This is a genomic window from Massilioclostridium coli, assembly GCF_900095865.1.
GTDB lineage: Bacteria > Bacillota > Clostridia > Oscillospirales > Ruminococcaceae > Massilioclostridium > Massilioclostridium facile.
Genome location: NZ_FMIZ01000006.1, coordinates 156,904 through 175,313, shown reverse-complemented (window position 1 = coordinate 175,313; position 18,410 = coordinate 156,904). Strand labels below are relative to the sequence as shown.

General features: G+C 39.3%; 16 protein-coding genes. 8 read left to right on the top strand and 8 right to left on the bottom strand.

All coding sequences use genetic code 11. The features are described from left to right. Window positions 1-5 precede the first annotated feature (5 nt). A complete protein-coding gene (locus BQ2683_RS03090) occupies window positions 6-5,888 on the top strand; it encodes a discoidin domain-containing protein (protein ID WP_083256347.1) in 5,883 nt (1,960 codons plus the stop codon). 234 nt (window positions 5,889-6,122) lie between these two features. Here the strand turns inward: BQ2683_RS03090 and BQ2683_RS13780 are convergent, their stop codons facing one another. The 6 genes from BQ2683_RS13780 to BQ2683_RS13165 all read right to left on the bottom strand — a co-directional run bounded on the left by BQ2683_RS13780 (window position 6,123) and on the right by BQ2683_RS13165 (window position 10,873). Further along, entirely contained in the window at window positions 6,123-7,487 is a 1,365-nt protein-coding gene (locus BQ2683_RS13780) for a peptidoglycan-binding protein (protein WP_069987300.1), read from the bottom strand. 5 nt (window positions 7,488-7,492) lie between these two features. Continuing rightward, window positions 7,493-8,068 carry a hypothetical protein gene (locus BQ2683_RS03080; protein ID WP_069987299.1) on the bottom strand — a complete coding sequence of 192 codons (576 nt, stop codon included), beginning with the start codon at window positions 8,066-8,068 and terminating at the stop codon, window positions 7,493-7,495. 109 nt (window positions 8,069-8,177) lie between these two features. Beyond that, on the bottom strand, window positions 8,178-9,449 hold the full coding sequence (locus BQ2683_RS03075) for an MFS transporter (protein WP_069987298.1): 1,272 nt from the start codon (window positions 9,447-9,449) through the stop codon (window positions 8,178-8,180). Between the two features lie 136 nt (window positions 9,450-9,585). Beyond that, the gene (locus BQ2683_RS03070) at window positions 9,586-10,239 is read right to left on the bottom strand and encodes a TetR/AcrR family transcriptional regulator (RefSeq protein ID WP_069987297.1); all 654 of its coding nucleotides are present in this window, start codon (window positions 10,237-10,239) and stop codon (window positions 9,586-9,588) included. A gap of 85 nt (window positions 10,240-10,324) precedes the next feature. Next, a complete protein-coding gene (locus tag BQ2683_RS03065) occupies window positions 10,325-10,696 on the bottom strand; it encodes a DUF1622 domain-containing protein (protein ID WP_069987296.1) in 372 nt (123 codons plus the stop codon). A 12-nt stretch (window positions 10,697-10,708) separates the two neighbouring features. Then, window positions 10,709-10,873 (bottom strand): hydroxymyristoyl-ACP dehydratase, encoded by a 165-nt coding sequence (locus BQ2683_RS13165; protein ID WP_159427345.1) that lies wholly within the window; start codon window positions 10,871-10,873, stop codon window positions 10,709-10,711. A 162-nt stretch (window positions 10,874-11,035) separates the two neighbouring features. Here BQ2683_RS13165 and BQ2683_RS03060 point away from each other — a divergent pair, with 162 nt between their 5' ends. Genes BQ2683_RS03060 through BQ2683_RS13160 form a run of 3 tightly spaced genes read left to right on the top strand, consistent with a single transcriptional unit; the run spans window position 11,036 to window position 14,022 of the window. Next, window positions 11,036-12,004 (top strand): efflux RND transporter periplasmic adaptor subunit, encoded by a 969-nt coding sequence (locus BQ2683_RS03060; RefSeq protein WP_083256345.1) that lies wholly within the window; start codon window positions 11,036-11,038, stop codon window positions 12,002-12,004. Between the two features lie 2 nt (window positions 12,005-12,006). Then, window positions 12,007-13,179, top strand: coding sequence for an ABC transporter permease (locus tag BQ2683_RS03055; RefSeq protein ID WP_159427344.1), 1,173 nt, complete (start codon window positions 12,007-12,009; stop codon window positions 13,177-13,179). 36 nt (window positions 13,180-13,215) lie between these two features. Then, a complete protein-coding gene (locus tag BQ2683_RS13160) occupies window positions 13,216-14,022 on the top strand; it encodes a DUF6873 family GME fold protein (RefSeq protein ID WP_141720171.1) in 807 nt (268 codons plus the stop codon). On the opposite strand, the gene BQ2683_RS03050 is transcribed toward BQ2683_RS13160, so the two are convergent. After that, window positions 13,928-14,863: a S1 RNA-binding domain-containing protein gene (locus BQ2683_RS03050; RefSeq protein WP_069987294.1), complete on the bottom strand. Its 936-nt coding sequence runs from the start codon at window positions 14,861-14,863 to the stop codon at window positions 13,928-13,930. The two genes, BQ2683_RS13160 and BQ2683_RS03050, sit on opposite strands and share 95 nt — an antisense overlap. A gap of 72 nt (window positions 14,864-14,935) precedes the next feature. Next, window positions 14,936-15,274: a hypothetical protein gene (locus tag BQ2683_RS03045; protein ID WP_069987293.1), complete on the bottom strand. Its 339-nt coding sequence runs from the start codon at window positions 15,272-15,274 to the stop codon at window positions 14,936-14,938. Window positions 15,275-15,433: 159 nt separating this feature from the next. On the opposite strand from BQ2683_RS03045, the gene BQ2683_RS03040 reads away from it, so the two are divergent. From BQ2683_RS03040 to coaE, 4 genes are all read left to right on the top strand, one after another. After that, entirely contained in the window at window positions 15,434-15,625 is a 192-nt protein-coding gene (locus tag BQ2683_RS03040; protein ID WP_069987292.1) for a DUF951 domain-containing protein, read from the top strand. 63 nt (window positions 15,626-15,688) lie between these two features. Then, window positions 15,689-16,774: a peptide chain release factor 1 gene (gene prfA / locus BQ2683_RS03035; RefSeq protein WP_186996619.1), complete on the top strand. Its 1,086-nt coding sequence runs from the start codon at window positions 15,689-15,691 to the stop codon at window positions 16,772-16,774. 20 nt (window positions 16,775-16,794) lie between these two features. After that, entirely contained in the window at window positions 16,795-17,820 is a 1,026-nt protein-coding gene (locus BQ2683_RS03030) for an L-threonylcarbamoyladenylate synthase (RefSeq protein WP_069987291.1), read from the top strand. A gap of 4 nt (window positions 17,821-17,824) precedes the next feature. Then, on the top strand, window positions 17,825-18,406 hold the full coding sequence (gene coaE, locus BQ2683_RS03025) for a dephospho-CoA kinase (protein ID WP_235843879.1): 582 nt from the start codon (window positions 17,825-17,827) through the stop codon (window positions 18,404-18,406). Window positions 18,407-18,410 lie beyond the last annotated feature (4 nt).

Here is an 18,410-nt window from a genome sequence, read left to right as displayed (position 1 = left end):
AACCCATGAAGAAGAGACAAAGAATACTCTCTCTTGTCCTAACACTTGCTATGGCTTCCTCGATGGTTGTGCCAAGCAATGTGTTTGCAAAAGATGCGGAAGAACATGTTAGCAATTGGGACGCTCAATGGATTTGGGATAGTGAAATGCCAACAACACTTCCTGAAGCTGGTGATGTCTGGATGAACTTCCGTAAAGAAGTCACTTTGGATAAAGTACCGGATTCTGTAATAGCAAAAATTGCAGTAGAATCCCGTTATTGGTTGTACATTAACGGTGAAATGGTTGTATTCGAAGGTGGCTTAAAACGTGGTCCAAATAGGGAAGACAGCTACTATGACAAAGTGGATATTACAAAATATCTGCATGAAGGTGAAAATACCATTGCTGTTGCAGTTTGGTACTTAGGTAAGGGAAACCAAAGTTTCTCTAGTAACCCTGCTGGTGTAGGAGGCTTCTTGTTTGAGGCTGATTTTGGTGACCAACAGGTTCTCAGTGATGATACTTGGAAAGTAAAAAGAGACCCTGCTTATTTGCATTCAAAAGACCATGAATCAGCAGCTGAACAACCAAACTACCGTTTACCAGAATCTAATATTTATTATGATGCTCAGTTAGAATTAGGAGATTGGCAGGACCCAAGTTATAATGATGATAATTGGGCCAATGCTGTAGAAAGAGGACAAGCTCCATGTGCTCCTTGGAATGAGCTGTATGAACGTCCAATTCCATTATTAAAAGATTATGGTTTAAAAGATTATAATAACTCTGCACAATATGTTGGTTATACGACCACAGAAGAAACTACTTTAGATATGGTACTGGACTATAATGCTCAGCTTACTCCATATTTAGAAATTGATGCTCCTGCTGGTTTGAAAATCGACATGAGAACGGATAACTATTCCGACCCTGCTGGCAATGGTAATACAACTAAGAGTGCTTATATTACTAAAGATGGAGAACAGAGCTTTGAAGCGTTAGGCTGGTTTAACGGTCAGCATGTATACTATACCATTCCTGCTGGTGTTACCATCAAAGCTTTAAAATTCCGTGAAACCGGTTATGATACTGAGTTTACAGGTTCCTTTACCAGTGATGATGATTTCATGAACACCTTGTGGGAAAAATCCCTTCGTACTCTTTATGTTACTATGAGGGATAATTACATGGATTGTCCTGACCGTGAACGTTGTCAATGGTGGGGAGATGTTACCAGCGAAATGCTGATGACATTCTACGCATTAGATGAAGAAGCCTATAAACTATATGAAAAAGGCTTACAGACTAAATTAGGTTTTATTCAAAATGATGTCCTTTATACCACAGTTCCAAATAGTGGATATGAAACTGAATTACCAATGCAGGAATTAGCTGGTATTTGTGGCGTATGGGAATACTATCTATATACAGGTAGAACTGAAGTTCTGGAACAAATGTATACTCCAATCCAAAATTATTTGACAAAAAAATGGAGTTTACAAGGTAATGGTTTAGTTACCCATTATGGCGGAACCTGGGACTGGATGGACTGGGGTAGTAATGCTGATGTTGCCGGAATTGAAAATGCTTGGTACTACAAAGCTACAAACTGTTTGAAACAGATGGCTGAGGTATTAGGTAAAGAGGAAGATATTGCAGAATACCAAAATACAATGGCACGTATTGAAATGGGATATAAGAGTCTGTGGACAGAAAATGGCTATAAATCTGCTGCTCAAGCAAAACCAGATGACCGTGCTAATGCACTTGCAGTGTTAGCTGGTTTGGCAACTCCTGATCAATACCCAACTATTTTGAATGTATTAACAACTACCTACAATTCTAGCCCATACATGGAAAAATATGTACTGGACGCTATGGTAGATATGGGATACATGGAAGAAGCTCAGGAAAGAATTAAATTCCGTTACGCTGACATGGTAGAAGGCGATTTAGCTTACTCTACTTTGTGGGAATTCTGGGATAAAAACGCTGGTACCAAAAACCATGCTTGGACAGGTGGACCATTGATTACAATGTCCAAAGATATGGCCGGTGTAGCTCCAATTACTCCAGGTTATACAACATATCAAGTAAAACCTGATATGGGTAGTTTAACCCATATTGAAACAAGCGTTCCTGCTGTAATTGGTGATATTAAAGTAACATTAGACCGCGATGATGCGGCTAAAACATTTCATATGAATGTTACTGCTCCAGAAGGCGGACAGGCAAATATTGCAATCCCTCGTTTTGCAGGGGAAAACGTTGCGATTACTGCAAACGGAAAAACTGTATTCGCGAATGGTGCACCAGTTGAATCTGTAGAAGGTTTAACTTATGTATCCAACGATAGCAAGTATGTTTATTTCACTGCTACCCCAGGAACATGGGATTTCAACGAGACTGTTGTAGCAGCAGGGGAAGATGCGGAATATACTTTAACAGTGAATGGTACCGAAGGTGGTATTGTAAAAGTAAATGGTACAGAACAAGCTTTGCCATATACAGCTACTGTTGCAAATGGTACTACTGTAGAATTGGAAGCTGTACCAAATAGTGACTATAATTTTGATGGCTGGAATGGAAGCGTTGGTTCTGTTGATAATACAGTATCCGTTGTTGTAAACAACAATATGGATGTTACAGCAAACTTTAGCTTAAAACCAGTTAGTGTTTATAGCGTAGTAAAAGTAGAAGATCCAATGGGTGCTGGAATTAGCATCGAATGTGATGGTGTTACCTATACAACACCTGCAAACGTTGTAGTAAAAACAGGGTCTGCTGCTACCATTAAAGTGGCTGATGAACAAAATGGCAGCTTTGATTTCTCCAACTGGAGTGGTCAACTGTATTCTGCTAGCAAAGAAGTTACCTTTAATGTAGAACAAGATATGGCTGTTACTGTTAATGGTATCTACAAAGGTGTCGCTAATATAGCTAGCAATGCAAAAGTAACAGCTGACAATGGCCTTGGTGGCACATGGGCAGCAGAAAATTTAGTAGATGGTAATACTAAAGTTGGGTTTAGTACCAATACCTATAGTGATCGTGACCTTTCCAAAACAACAGCGAAAGAACATAATATTACCTTGGATTTGAATTCTCCTGAAACTTTTGACACCATTACATTGTATCCAAGAGCGGATGCCAAAGATAAAGACGGTGGATCTCCAAACTTCCCAGAAGAATTCTATATTCAAACCAGCAATGATGGAAAAATATTTACCGATGTAAAACATGTTGTTATGACAGAAAATCCAAACGGTGCACCACAAAAATTCGCATTGGATGAACCTGTTACCGCACAATATGTTCGTATTAAAACTCTAAAACTGGGAACTCCAGCTGCAGATGAAGGAATTGCTAATGCATATCGTGTTCAGATTATGGAAATTGAAATTTTCAATAACTCTGCAACAGGTGATTATTCTGTAAATATTTCCAATGCAGGTGATGGAGCAGGTAAAGTTTTAGTCAATGGAAAAGAAGCTACATTGCCACTAACGGAATCTTATCCAGTAGGCACCAAACTTGCAGTTGAAGCTGTACCAGAAAACGGCAGCCAGTTTGCAGGTTGGAATGGAAGCTTTACCACAAATAACCGTGTAGCTTATGTTGAAGTAAAAAAAGACCTCAACTTAACCGCTAACTTTAAGAATTTGGATATTACCGTAGATCCAGATGAAAATTTGGCTTCTGGCAAAACTGTTACAGCAGAAAATTCTGAAGGTAACAGCGCTCAATGGAATCCAAACTTCTTAACAGATGGAAAAACACAATCTGAAGGTAAAAATGAACCAAATACTGGAGTAAAAGGTTATACTTCTAAAGTATATCCATTCTCTCAATATGCAGGCGGAGATATTTCTGCTAACCCACATCATATCACGATTGATTTAGGTAAAAATGTAACATTCAGCAATGTTGCTCTTTATGCTAGAAGTGATACTGATGCAAAACCAGAAGGATCTGGTTTATGTGCGAACTTCCCACAAAACTTTAATATTAATGTTAAAGCAGATGGAGAAAAAGAATTTACAACTGTAAAAACAGTTACAGGTCAAACAGATATCCCACAGGATAACAACAAGCGCAGCTATGATTTGGATACCGCTGTAACAGCACGTTATATCCAAATTGAAACTACTTTATTGGGCACTCCAAGTTTTGATGAAGGTGACCAACAAAGTGGTGGCGCACGTGTACAATTAGCTGAAATTGAAGTTTACAACCTCAATGATCGTATGAATTTCTCCAATGGTAAAACTGTTGATGTAGATAATACCGATGGTGGTGCTGGAATGTGGTCCCCAACTTACTTAACAGATGGTAAGACCCAATCCGAAGGTAGAAATGATGCACAAAATGGTATTAAAGGCTATACTTCTACCAGCTATCCAAATGCAGATATTTCTGCTAATCCACATCATATTACCATTGACTTAGGCGAAGATAGAATGATTGATCAAGTTGCTTTGTATGCACGAAATGACACTGATGCAATCGAAGAAGGTTCAAATCTTTGCTCTAACTTCCCTGTTGATTTCAACATCAAAGTAAAAGCGGAAGATGAAGATGAATTTACTACAGTAAAAACTGTAACTGGTCAAACCAATATTCCAATTGATCAAAATGAAAAAGTATATCAATTAGATAATATTGTAAAAGCGCGTTATGTACAAATTGAAACTACTCGTTTGGGTGAACTGAGTTTTGATGATAAGAGTAATGCTCCACGTATGCAGTTAGCTGAAATTATCGTAAGTGGTAAATTATCAGAACAAACTCCTTATGAACCTGGTTCAATTAAAGTATCTGCTGATCAGACCACTGACTTGACAATTGGTGAAAGCTATACCATCAATGCTGAAGTTCAAAATTCTAGCTTAGCAGATAACAGCTTAGTATGGTCTGTAGAGGATGAACAAGGTTTTGCATCTACAGTAGCAGATCTTCATCTGGAAGATAATCTGAACCCTGTATTGGTAGCAAAAGAAAAAGGTACTGCTTATGTAGTAGCTCGTTTTGCAAATGGTACAGGTGAAGCTGTAAGACTGGAAATTGCAGTTGAAAAAGATGGTGAACCAGAACCACCTGTAGAAGAAGCAGATAAACATATCTTAAATGCGGTAATTAAATACGCAGAAGAACAAAAAGCATCTGATGACTTTAACAATGTCATCGCAGATGTACAGGAATCCTTCAACGCAGCATTGGATGCAGCAAAAGAAATTGCGGCAGATCCAGCAGCAAGTCAGGATGCAGTAGATGCAGCATGGAAAGCATTGATGACCGAAATCCATAAACTGGGCTTTGTAAAAGGTGACATCACATCCTTAGAAGCTCTGGTAGCATTGGCGGAAACCTACGACATGAATGACTATGTAGAAGCAGGCCAAGCAGAATTCCAGGAAGCATTGAAAGCAGCCCAAGAATTGTTAGCAGATAAAGACAATGCAATGCAAGCAGAAATCGAAACAGCAGAAAGCAATCTGTTGAACGCGATGCTGAACCTGAGATACAAAGCGGATAAATCCATCCTGGAAAAAGTAATTGCGGAAGCCAACGGCAAAGATGCGAACGCATATACAGCGGAAAGCTATGCAGTACTGGAAGCAGCAGTAGCAGAAGCGAATGCAGTAATGGCGAATGAAAACGCAACTCAGGAAGAAGTAGATGCAGCAGTAACAAGTGTACAAGAAGCAATGAAAGGTCTGGTAGCAGTAGAAAAACCATCTACCGAAACACCAGATGAGAACAAAGCAGACGGTACACAAACAGGGCAAGAATCTACCACAACAAAAGCAAACGCAGCGAAAACAGGCGACGTTGCTCCAATCGCGGGAGTAATGGCACTGGCATTAGCAGGCGCAGCAGTAGTAGTCCTGAAAAAGAAAAGATAATGAGTAAATTATCATAATAAAAAACGCTCTGAGAAATCAGAGCGTTTTTTATTATTTATCATGTATTATAAAAATCTATTTTAGCCTTCTATATTAATAGTTTTTATAAAATACTAATATAGAATATCTTAGTAACTGATAAAAAGTATATGATTAAACTTTTCTTTTAAAGAGCCATTTTTTTAAATAATATATCAATTTGGATTTGTTTAAAATCCTATTTGCTAATTTTTATTATAGGCCACCTAATGTTATTGCATTATATTCGTTTGCAATAGCGTTCCATGTGGGAGGGCCAACAACACCGGATACAGGAATTCCAAAAAGTTCTTGGAATTTACGTACTGCATCTGCTGTTTGTGATCCAAAATATCCTGTTACAGGAATTTCGGGTATTTCGGTATAGGTTCTTCCAATTAAAGAGAGATAGGTCTGTAAATCAGTAATATCATCTCCACGCATACCTTCTTGTAATAATCTGCCTGGATAGATTTTTGCCCTTGCTCCATAATATTCATCTGGTAAAGACCGCACAATACCCAAATAGGCATCCTCCAGTTTGTTCCATGTCTGTCTTCCTACAATGCCATCTGCTGTTAAACCATACAGAGATTGAAATTGTTTTACCGCATCTTCTGTGGCTGGACCAAATATTCCATCAATTTGAATAAATGGAATAAATTCGTTAAAGTATCCTATAACGGAGAGATAGTATTGTAGTGCTTGCACATAGTTTCCGGTATCTCCCCGGCGCAATACTGTTGGCAGCACGTTGGCAATTTCATCGTACTTGATGCCTTCAGAAGAAAGTTCTCCTAGCCGTTTTACAGAGTTATAAATATATTTAATTTTGTACCAGGTCGATTTACCCACTGCGCCATCTTGGGTTAAGTTAAAGATTTTTTGAAACTGCCGGACAGCGTTCTCTGTGTTTTGATCAAACCTTCCACTGATATTAGGTATTTTAGGAATAGAAGGGTAGTTGTCGGCAATACGGTTTAATTGGATTTGAATATCCTGTACTTCATTTCCAGCAGAGCCTAACCGTAAAACAGTTCCAGGATAGGATGGAATATTGCTTCGGATAGGAGCATTGCGGACAATCTCAATATCATCCCCATAATAATATTGTAATATTTCATAAGGAGTGTATCCTTGTTCTGCTAAAGTAACTGTCCCCCATTGGGAAAGTCCAGGGCAGGTTACAGTAGTACCATTACAAAACTGAGTGAAGTATGGTTCTACACTATCCTGTTTTCTTACATAGTTATTAAATATTTCATCTACTATTCTACTGATATTATCATAAATATCACGTCCATAGACAAATGCCTGATCGTATTGAGTAGAATTGGTAATATCAAAATCATAACCTTTACTGCGGTACCATTCTGTGTAGATTCTGTTTAAAGCAAAACTAATTTGAGCGTAAATATTCGCACGGATAGCACTTTCTGGCCAGGTTGGGTAAATTTCACTGGATGCTACATTTTTTATGTAATCAGGAAAGGAAACTTGCACATTTTGGGCTTCTTGATCTGGTTTTCCCAAATGGACGGTAATTAAATTCGGAATATAAGGAAGATCTCCATTGGCCATGTGAGTTACCTCCTTTCATCACTAGGATAGGATTCATCAATGATAATTGGATCGGGATTTTGGTTAGAATTAGTATCTGGAATTAAATTGACTGATTGTATTGATAGAATGCCATCAAAAATAGGAACATTTAGATCTGTTACTGGAACAAAGCCTGGTTTTGTCACCTCAATATCATAGGAAGCAGATACTCTATGGTCGCTTTCTGGTTGTTCTGAAAAACTTTTGTCCGGTGCAGGAAGTGGAAGTTTTTCAGTGCTTCCATCTTCATCTGTGTAAACATCATAGAAGATGCGCCGTTCCCCACCAATATCCTTGCTGACAATGCAACGTGCCCCCTCAATCGGGATTGCTCTTCTTGCGATTGTAGTAGTAATTTTTAAATAACCGACCTTTAAATTATTATCTTGGAATTCTGTTCCAGAATAATAGGAACCTTCATCTTTAGAAGGGGACACGATGGTAGGTACAACTGGCTGTTCTTTCTCCAGTGATTTTGGACGTCTTTGATACATCTGCATCAATTGTTGTTTGTATGATTCAATTTGACGTTGTAATGCATCATCTTGAGATAAACTCATAATAAACACCCCTTTATCCATATCGTTTCATTTCTATCATATGCGTTTAAATTGGAAAATGGAACGGGAAAAAGGGGAAAAATTTTATTGATACAATGATTTTTATGTATCAAGGTTTTATTTTTTCATTGGTAGTTGAAACTAGTTGTTTGTTTAATTTTTTATAATAAATAGAAAGACCTGCTGCAATGATAGCAGCTCCAAGAAATAATAATCCTTCAAAGTGCTTCATACTTTCAAATAATACTCCATAAAGTGCTTGACCTATTGGTTGGAAGCAGCCTGAAATAGAGAGGATCCAGGCAATTACTTTTCCAATTAAATATTCTGGAGTAATTGTTTGAATATATGCCATTAACTGTACAGTTGTAAGGGTAAAAATGAGCATCATCGCAAAACAGCAAACGCTGAAAATACCATATTGCAGGATACCCTGTAGCGGTAAAAATAGTATAATCCCCATTGGCAATAACAAAAAGCTGCCTATTAATAATAATTTCCAAACGGATTGTACCTTTAATTTTTTACTAGCTGTGCTGGCAAAAAGTCCGCCTGATAATCCTCCCAGTGCCATAATCCCCTGAATATATCCTAACATTTCATCGGTATTAAAACCTTTCAATGGAAGAACCTGTTTGACGATTACAGGAATACCGATAATTAAAATAGCGGATAAAAATAAATTAAATAAGGCAATTATTACAACAATTTTTCCAATAATAGGGCGAGTTTTTATGATAAAAGTAAGGCTTTGCTTTAAGTCTCCGGTTAAAATATGTACAATAGAGTTTTTTTGTGGCATGGGACGAAATGGTATGTGAATAAATAACTCCATAACAGCAGAAAAAATAAAACAAATTGTACTAATTACCAGTATGGTACGTAAACCAGCCATACTATATAGGATTCCGCCCAATACGGGTCCAATTAAATTTGCTAAAGAGGAAACCATATTAATAATAGCATTGGCGGGAACTAATTTTTTTTCAGATACTAAGAATGGGAGGCTGGCTTGTACAGAAGGCTGATAAGCTCCAGAAATCCCATATAATAAAACCAATACGATTAAAATGAGAACGACCAAGTTAAACTGCTGGTATACCAAAAAGAAGATGGCAATAATTCCTCCAGTAAAAAAGTCCAAACCTACCATGATGTTGCGTTTATTGATGCGGTCAGCGACAACACCGCCAATAGGGGACATTACCAGCATAGGAATAAAGGAAAAAGCGGACACCAATCCATATAAAGCAGCGGAACCTGTAATATTTAATAGATGGAGCGGTAAGACAAAACGAAGGACGCTGTTGCCAAATAGGGAGATAATCTGGCCAATTACTACTAAAATAAAATCTTTGGAAAAATGTTTTGTACTGGACATAGGTAATTCCTCCTTAATACCAACCGTTGGTATGTATTTTGGTAAAAAATAAATCATCATTGGCATCTTGACAAATAAAATGCCAATGGTATAGCTTTAACTAAAATAAAAATAATAAATAAGCAGCTTATCATTTTTATTGATTTTTTTGGTATGCTGTGCAAAATTCTAATAATTTATCCAACATTTCATCTTCTAGCATATCTACTCCAAGTGATTGGAACATATGTTTTAAAAAATAAAATTTGTTGGTCAGATTTTCTGCGTTGTCCTGGAAAATCAATGGATTTAACCAAATATTTGTAAGCAGCATAGAAACTTCCGCAAATTGCTGTGGGTATTTGGTCTGGATAGAACCATCCTGTACACCAGCTTCAATAACAGGCTGGATAAACTTTGGTGCAATTTCTTGCATTACATCCTGTATCATCAAAATAAATAATCTGGAATTGTCCATAAAATTTGGTGCTGTTCGAAAAATTTTTTCTTGACCAGGACGGTTAATAGAAGCCCAAAACATCTGGCGAAGTTTTTCTTTTCCTGTTAAATTTGGGTTTTCACAGATTTCAGCCATCATTTCTTCAATTCCCGCACACATTTGATCTACGACTGCGATTAAAATTTCTTCTTTGGATTTAAAATGATGGTAAATTGCCCCTTTGCTTAGCCCACCAAGATGGTTAATGATATCTTGGATAGAAGTATGCTCATACCCTTTTTCCACAAACAATCGTGCTGCGGTAGACAAAATCAATTGTACTGTTTCTTCTGGATATTTATTTCGTGCCATAAATGCCACCTCAATACATACTAATAGTATGTATCTAATATAACATACCAACAGTATGTTTGTCAACAAAAAATAATCCAATAGCTTATTCATTACCATTGGATGTTTTTTTCTCCAGTTCAGAATGATTTTGTTCTGGAATATGATGCTGTTCCTCTGTTTTAATTTCCCAATGGATAAACAGGGAGAGGGAAGCACGCAGAAGGATAATTGCACCTACTGTGATGATTTCGTTCCAGTCCCGTACAACAACGGTACGGAGTATTTCACTGCCCAGTTTAAATTCCAGGCCCATTGCCAATCCCTTTGCTAAGTTTAAACGAGTAAAGGGATTGTGTTTGATATATTGAAAAAATCCGGAAATTCCCGATAAAATAATCACAATGACGCCAATAAACTCAAGTAGTAAAATAGATGCGTTTACAATTTGTAACAATAACTCGTGTAAAAATTCCAAGATAGCCCCTCCTTAACCATCTAAATTTGGTAAGGAATCCTGCAGTTTATCGGTTTTTTTGGGGGTAAAATAGCAACAGCCATCTACTGCGCTCCCAGTAACAGGAACAGGATGATTTAACTGGCAATATCCGTCTTTTTGATGGATACATGGACTGGCACATGGAACCAGGTTCACGTACAAAACCTCCCTTGTTTTTGGTTACCATTATTGTGTAGTGTTTTCATGGAAATATACATTCTATTTTACTGCATATTCTCCATAATCAAGTAAACAATAAATCTGGCTAAAGCACCATTGGAATCTACAGAATAACATATAGGGAGCGGAGTGAAACAGATGAAAAAATACATTCGACTAACGATTCTAACAGGAATACTAATTATGGCGGCAATTTGGATTCCAAACTGGATTGTTGCAGGGATTCCAGTAGTAGAGGTCACTAAAGTAAAAGAACAATCCTATTCCGAAACCGTTAAAGCAACTGGAGAAATCCGACCCATTCATCAAAAAGATTATATTTTGGATTATCCCGTCGTCCCAAGTCAGGTGAATGTATCGGTAGGGGATTGGGTAGAGGTTGGCCAGGTATTGGCTTTAGTGGATACCGAACAAACAGTATCCGCTATGGCAAGTATTCAAAAAAACATTGGCAATACTGATTTTTCTGCTTTGTTAGCTGGAAGCAGCTTTGATGAAAAGATTTCTGATTTTCCAGAACAGATTATCGCTAACGCTACCGGAACCATTACTTCGCTTTCCTTACAGGAAGGCATGTTATCCAGTATGGGAAACGCGGTGGTTACAATTGCAGATTCCAGCCAATTACAAGTAAAAGCATTTGTAAATGAGGACGATGTTAGCCAGGTTCAGATTGGGCAGCAGGTGAAAATTTCGGGTAAGTCTCTCGGAAAACAATCTTATTCTGGAACCGTACAAAAAATTTATCCCGCAACTACCACAAAAACAGAGGGGCTAAGTACACAAACTGGGGTACAAGTAGAAATCTCTATCGATAATGCCCCAGAAGATATTACATTAGGTAGCCATGTTACGGCAACCATTACTACCCAACCAGAACGCACAGGAATGATGCTCCCATATGAATCTGTCAACCAACTGGATGATGGAACAGAATATGTATTTTGCTACCAGGACGGCAGGGCAGTAATGAGGCCGGTAAAAACGGGGCAAGAAACCAAAAATGGAATCGAAATTTTAAGTGGAGTTTCCAAGGAAGATTGGATTATCCGTTCCGCTTCTTCCCTCCAAACAAATAATTGCTATGTAAAACTAAAGGAGGAATGAATGTGGGGGTATTGGCTGACAGTTTAAAAAGTATTTTCCGCAAAAAAGCCCGTTCTGTATTGACAATGTTAGGAGTAGCCATTGGAGTGTTTTCAGTTGTAATTATTTCTTCTATTGGAGATGTAGGAAAAGATGTCATTAACCAGGAACTCAACAGTATAGGAATAGATGGTGTTATGATTGGAGTGGACAGCAGCAAAACTAGTAAAACTATAGGGGAAGAACAGCTCCAGCTTGTCCAGAAAAATCCTGTGGTCAAACAATCTATGCCTCTGATGATGAAATACTCCACTGTATCCGCACACGGAAATAGTGATCAGTGTGTGGTGTTTGGAGTGGACAAAACGGTAGAATCTATGGTTTCTTTAGATTTATTACATGGCAGAATGTTAAACCAGGCAGATATAAACGGTCAAGAAACAAACTGTATTGTAGATGAAAGCTATGCGAAAAATATGTATGGCAGAAGTAATATTGTTGGAAAAGAAATTTCGATTCAATTAAATGGAGTAGAACAGGATTTTACAGTGGTAGGGGTAGTGGCTTCTGGTGGAAATATGTTACAGGGGATGATGGGAGAATATATCCCTTGTTTTCTTTATGCCCCCATTACCACGATACAAAAAGGATATAATGCCAAGGGATATGATCAGATTATGATTAAGCTGGTGGATGATAGCAACGATATTACCCAGTTGCAAACAGAATTGGAACAGCAGTTGGGTGAAGGAAATGTTTCCGTACAAAACTTGGTGCAGCAAAAGGATAAACTCAACGGAATATTGAATACAGTAACTGGTGTACTTGCGTTAATTGGTGGGATTTCTCTGTTGGTATCCGGTATTTCGATTATGACTGTGATGATGACATCAGTACAGGAGCGGAAAAAAGAGATTGGTATCAAAAAAGCTATTGGTGCTTCCAAAGGAAGAATTTTATGTGAATTTTTATCCGAATCCTTTTTTATTTGTCTATTTGGCAGTATAATAGGAATTGTAATTGGGACAGCCTGTGTGATTGCTGGATGCCGATTGTTTGGATTTTCATTTTTTTGGAATTGGAAACTACTTTTTACCTGCTTGGGCTTTTCCTGTGGAATAGGGATGCTGTTTGGCGTCTATCCAGCGAGAAGGGCAGCCGACTTAAATCCAGTAGAAGCACTCCGTTCCGAATAACCCCCTTTAACAAGGGGATACATAATAGGTGAGACGATGAAATGGATTGAAACTCCCCATTTGCCCCAGTCGAAAGTAAGTTTGACAGCAGTATCAAGTTTAGCGGATTGGGTGATACAGGATTTACAGGAAAAAGGGATTACGGTGATTCCTATCCCTCCCTGTGATGATTTGGCAAAACCAGTATGTTCCCATGCTGATTTGTTATTACAACATATCCAGCGGGAACAAGTAGCGGTTTACCAATCAGAGGTAGGGGAATTATTGAAACAGTATGGAGCTTCTATTATTCCACCAAAAATCCGTTTAACAGCAAAATACCCAGGTGATATCCTGTATGATAGCTGCCGTGTTGGAGGTTATTTATTCGGCAGGTTTCATCAGGATTCACCTGGGTTGGAAATTGGCTTACAAAATTGTACGAAAATTTCGGTCAAACAAGGATATACCAAGTGTTCAGTAGCTATTGTGCAACAGAATGCGGTGATTACCGCGGATGTTGGGTTGTTCCGGAAATTTCAACAGTTTGGATTTGATGTGTTAAAAATACAAAGCGGATGGATTGAATTACCAGGTTATGATACTGGGTTTATTGGTGGCTGCTGTGGAAAAATAGCGGAAAATCTGCTTTATCTGACGGGAAAACTGTGTTCCCATCCAGATGGGGAAACCATCCGCAGATTTTGTGAAAAACATGGCGTATCTATTGTAGAAGGAAGTGCTAGCCGGCTTTATGATATTGGTGGTATTATTCCTCTAATGGAAACTGGAAATTTGTCTCAATCATCCTACTGCAACAGTCGGGGGAATAGCACCAATGGTCGATATGCCCCTCATCAATAAAATATTGTACTTCCGGTTTGGTAGGAGGAGCATCAAATGCATCTACAATAATTAACTTAATTTTCATTTTTTCCGGGATAAGGCTTTTAATATAAATGCTGGCATTTTGCCCTGCCTGTACCCCTTCTTTGTATTCCGCTAAACCAGCCAGGTTTGGTGTAAGTTCCACAAAGATACCATAGCTCTCTATGGAACGGACAATACCGCCCACAGTTTCACCAGCATGGAATTGGGAAACATTTTGCTCCCAGGTTCCAAGCAGCTCTTTGTGAGATAGGAATACCCTCCCATTTTCGTCCAAGGAACGGACAATGGTGCGAATTTCCTGTCCAACCCAAAAACGGTCTTTTGGATGGGAGATTCGGGAAACAGAAATCGCATCAATGGGAATTAATGAGGGAATGCCACAACCAATATCCACAAAACAACCAAAAGGTTCCAAGTGAGTAACAACAGCGGGGATGATATCCCCTGGAGCTAGTTGATTTATGTATTCCCTATAACAAATCTGTTGCGCTTTCCTGCGGGATAGTAAAGCTATGGTTTCCCCATTTTGTTCTTGAAAACCGGTTACTACAAAACATACTGGCTTGTTTACTTTGGAAATTAACGCAATATCCTTTGTGGTGCCCTCCCCGATACCAATTGCCCCTTCTTCCCGGGGGATGAACCCTTTCATACAGCCCAGTTGTACCACAAGGTTGTGCTGGCTGTCGCAGAGGATCGCTTTGCTTTCCAATATTTTTTGGGATGCCATACTTTCTTTCAGCTGGAATGGAGTAGAAATCCCCAGTTTGTTTTCCGGCTGATGGTAAAGCAATCCTTCTGGATAAAATCGCATTGTTATAAAACCTCCTTGATTTTTTCAGATATTCCATTGTATTCGGAGGTTTTATAACTTATGCGTATTTGGCTATCGGATTTTTACATTTTGTCCGCCTCTTGCTTGTAAAAACAAAGCAACTGTTTTAGATTCCTGTTCATCCGCTGTTAGCGCAACGGTATAGTCGCCGCTCTGATCCAGGGTGACAGAAGCTTTGGTGTTTGGTCCAGTCATATACACCGGTGCGGAAATTCCACCCACCGTTTGGTCGGCAAATTTTTCGGGGGGCACATCCATGGTAACCGTTGCAGAAACGTTGGAACTTCCAGAACAATCTGCCTGTTGTATGGCAAAGTGCTGTTTGGCATCCCGCAAAGCCTGCATAGCGGTCTGATGGTCAGTAAAATGTGCGTATACCGTTTGGTTCATAAAGCATCCTTCTTTCCAAAATTTTTTAGTAGAGATAACTCTCTTTCTTATTTTGATCTTTTTTTTGAATCCTATGATAGAAAATCTTGCCTATTTACTGGGTTTAATGGTATAATAAACTAGTATTAGAATGTGAATAACAAGAAAGGCGGTGGATTCGTGGATATACAAGTAGGAGATACTTTGGTGATGAAAAAGCAGCATCCTTGTGGGGAAAAGGAATTTACCGTATTGCGTACCGGAATGGATATTAAAATCCGCTGTAAAACCTGTGGTCGTGAAGTGATGTTACCTCGAGCAAAAGTGGAAAAAAATATAAAAAAAATTCTTCGTCCCGACCCTGATTTGTAGCGGGGCTGGCTTTTATTTGTAACACATCAATCATTTTGTAGAAGAATAAAGGAGAACATTTTTATGGCAGATATTTTAGATAAACTTGGCGCGATTGAAAAACACTACCAAGATATTAATAACCAGTTGATGGACCCAGATGTGGTGAATAATCAGGCGGTTTACCGTGATTTGATGAAAGAATTGAAAAATTTGACCCCAATTGTAGAAAAATACCAGGAACGTCAAAAAGTACAGCAGGATGTAGACGACGCACAATCCATGTTGCACGATCCAGAAATTGATAAAGAATTCAAAGAAATGGTGCAGGAAGAATATAATGAAGGAATAAAGAAACTGGAAGAACTAGGGGAAGAATTGAAAATCCTGTTGTTGCCAAAAGATCCGAATGATGATAAAAACGTTATTGTAGAAATTCGTGGCGGTGCAGGCGGTGATGAAGCAGCCCTGTTTGCCTACGACTTATACCGCATGTACACCATGTATGCGGAATCCAAACACTGGAAAACAGAGATTTTAAGCGCCAATGAGACCGAAATCGGCGGCTTTAAAGAAGTTTGCTTTGAAGTGGAAGGGGAAGGCGCCTATTCCCGTTTGAAATTTGAAAGCGGGGTACATCGTGTACAGCGTGTACCAGAAACAGAAACTCAGGGACGCATCCATACTTCTACCGTAACTGTGGCGGTGCTTCCAGAAGCAGAAGAAGTGGAATTTGATATTAACCCAACTGATATTAAGGTGGATACCTTCCGTGCCAGCGGTGCCGGCGGGCAGCATGTCAACAAAACGGAATCCGCTATCCGTCTGACCTACCTTCCAACAGGGCTGGTAGTAGAATGCCAGGATGAACGAAGCCAGCACAAAAACAGAGAAAAAGCGATGAAAATCCTCCGTACCCGTTTATATGAACAGGCGATGCAGGAAGCAAATGACAAAATTGCTTCGGAACGAAAAGCGCAAGTGGGAACCGGTGACCGTTCTGAACGGATTCGAACTTATAACTTCCCACAGGGTCGTGTAACCGACCATAGAATTGGTTTAACCCTCTACCATTTGGAACAAAATTTAAACGGGGATATTGACGAGATCATTGATGCTCTGGTAACAGCGGACCAGGCAGCAAAATTAGCGGCAGAATCTGAAGCATAATAGGAACAAGGTGAGGACTTATTCAAACAAAAATTGTACAACCAACCAAAGAAGGGATTCAACAGGCAGCCCAGTTGTTAAAACAGGGAGAACTGGTTGGAATGCCAACCGAAACTGTTTATGGCCTGGCCGCCAGTGCATATGACCCAGCTGCTATTAAAAAAATTTTTCAAGCCAAAGGAAGGCCGCAGGATAATCCTTTAATTGTGCATATCAGTAATTTGGAAATGTTGCAGCCTTTGGTTACTGCGGTTCCAGAACCAGCAAAGAAATTGGCAGAGCAGTTTTGGCCAGGGCCGTTGACGATGATTTTCCCTAAGTCAGAAAAAGTACCGATGGAAGTTACTGCTGGGATGGAAACGGTTGCAATTCGTTTTCCATCTCATCCGGTAGCACAGGCAATTATCCGGGAGTCCAGTTTGCCTTTAGCAGCCCCTTCCGCCAACCTTTCTGGAAAACCAAGTCCCACTACAGCTCAACATGTTTGGGAAGATATGGACGGAAAAATTCCGCTGATTGTAGATGGTGGGGAATGCCAGGTAGGAGTAGAGTCCACTGTCGTACTGGTCAAAGAGGATTGTCTCCATCTGCTGCGGCCAGGTGCTGTTACTCCAGAAATGCTGAAAACCTGTTGTGATCAGGTGGAGATTGATCCAGCAGTATTACATCAGCTAAAAGAAGGGGCTCAAGCGGCATCTCCAGGGATGAAATATAAACACTATTCCCCAAAGGCGGATGTTACGATTTTAAGCGGAAATCTTGCGCAATTTAAAGAGTATGTCAACTCCCATTGGGATTCCGCAACTTATGCATTGGTATTTGATGGAGAACAACAAGGAATTGCATGTCCATGCTTAACATATGGGGCGGATGCTGCAGAACAGGCAAAAGAACTGTTTGCTGTGTTGCGTCGATTGGATGAGTTGGGGGCAAAAAAAGTATATGCCCGTTGCCCGGAGAAACAGGGGATGGGATTAGCGGTGTACAACCGATTAATCCGTGCGGCAGGATTTCAGGTAATTCCATTAGAGGATGCAAGGATGTGATACAATGGTGGTAGGATTGACTGGCCAGACTGGGGCAGGAAAAACAACGGTAAGTGAGATTTTTGCCCGGAATGGTTTTGATGTGATTAATGCTGATTTAGTGGCAAGGGAAATTGTAGAACCTGGCACACCCTGTTTAAATGAAATTGCAGACCAGTTTTCCAATGTGATACAGTCAGATGGCAGTTTGAATCGAAAGGCACTGGGGCAGATTGTTTTTACAGATAAAAAACAGCTGGAACATTTAAATCGGATTACCCATCCTTATTTGATGGAATCCATTACAGCAAAAATAAAAAACAGTGCAAGCCAGTGGATTTTGTTAGACGCTCCCACTTTGTTTGAAAGCGGTGCAGATAGCCTTTGTAACTGTACAGTTGCGGTGCTTGCGGAGCAACAGACCAGAAAACAACGTATCATGCTTCGGGATGACTTAACAGAACAGCAGGCAATGGATCGGATTTCTTCCCAACATGGGGATGATTTTTATAAAAATCGGTCAAACTATACAATAGACGCAAATGGTTCCTTAGCGGAATTAAAGTTGCGTAGTTTGGAATTAATCAATCAAATCAAATATGGATAGGTGG

Excerpts from the sequence above, each read along its gene's own strand:
- BQ2683_RS03050 (WP_069987294.1), bottom strand. The coding sequence starts at position 14,863 with ATGCGATTTTATCCAGAAGGATTGCTTTACCATCAGCCGGAAAACAAA.
- BQ2683_RS13780 (WP_069987300.1), bottom strand. The coding sequence starts at position 7,487 with ATGGCCAATGGAGATCTTCCTTATATTCCGAATTTAATTACCGTCCAT.
- BQ2683_RS03080 (WP_069987299.1), bottom strand. The coding sequence starts at position 8,068 with ATGAGTTTATCTCAAGATGATGCATTACAACGTCAAATTGAATCATAC.
- coaE (WP_235843879.1), top strand. The coding sequence starts at position 17,825 with ATGGTGGTAGGATTGACTGGCCAGACTGGGGCAGGAAAAACAACGGTA.
- BQ2683_RS03075 (WP_069987298.1), bottom strand. The coding sequence starts at position 9,449 with ATGTCCAGTACAAAACATTTTTCCAAAGATTTTATTTTAGTAGTAATT.
- prfA (WP_186996619.1), top strand. The coding sequence starts at position 15,689 with ATGGCAGATATTTTAGATAAACTTGGCGCGATTGAAAAACACTACCAA.
- BQ2683_RS03090 (WP_083256347.1), top strand. The coding sequence starts at position 6 with ATGAAGAAGAGACAAAGAATACTCTCTCTTGTCCTAACACTTGCTATG.
- BQ2683_RS03060 (WP_083256345.1), top strand. The coding sequence starts at position 11,036 with ATGAAAAAATACATTCGACTAACGATTCTAACAGGAATACTAATTATG.
- BQ2683_RS03070 (WP_069987297.1), bottom strand. The coding sequence starts at position 10,239 with ATGGCACGAAATAAATATCCAGAAGAAACAGTACAATTGATTTTGTCT.
- BQ2683_RS03045 (WP_069987293.1), bottom strand. The coding sequence starts at position 15,274 with ATGAACCAAACGGTATACGCACATTTTACTGACCATCAGACCGCTATG.
- BQ2683_RS13160 (WP_141720171.1), top strand. The coding sequence starts at position 13,216 with ATGAAATGGATTGAAACTCCCCATTTGCCCCAGTCGAAAGTAAGTTTG.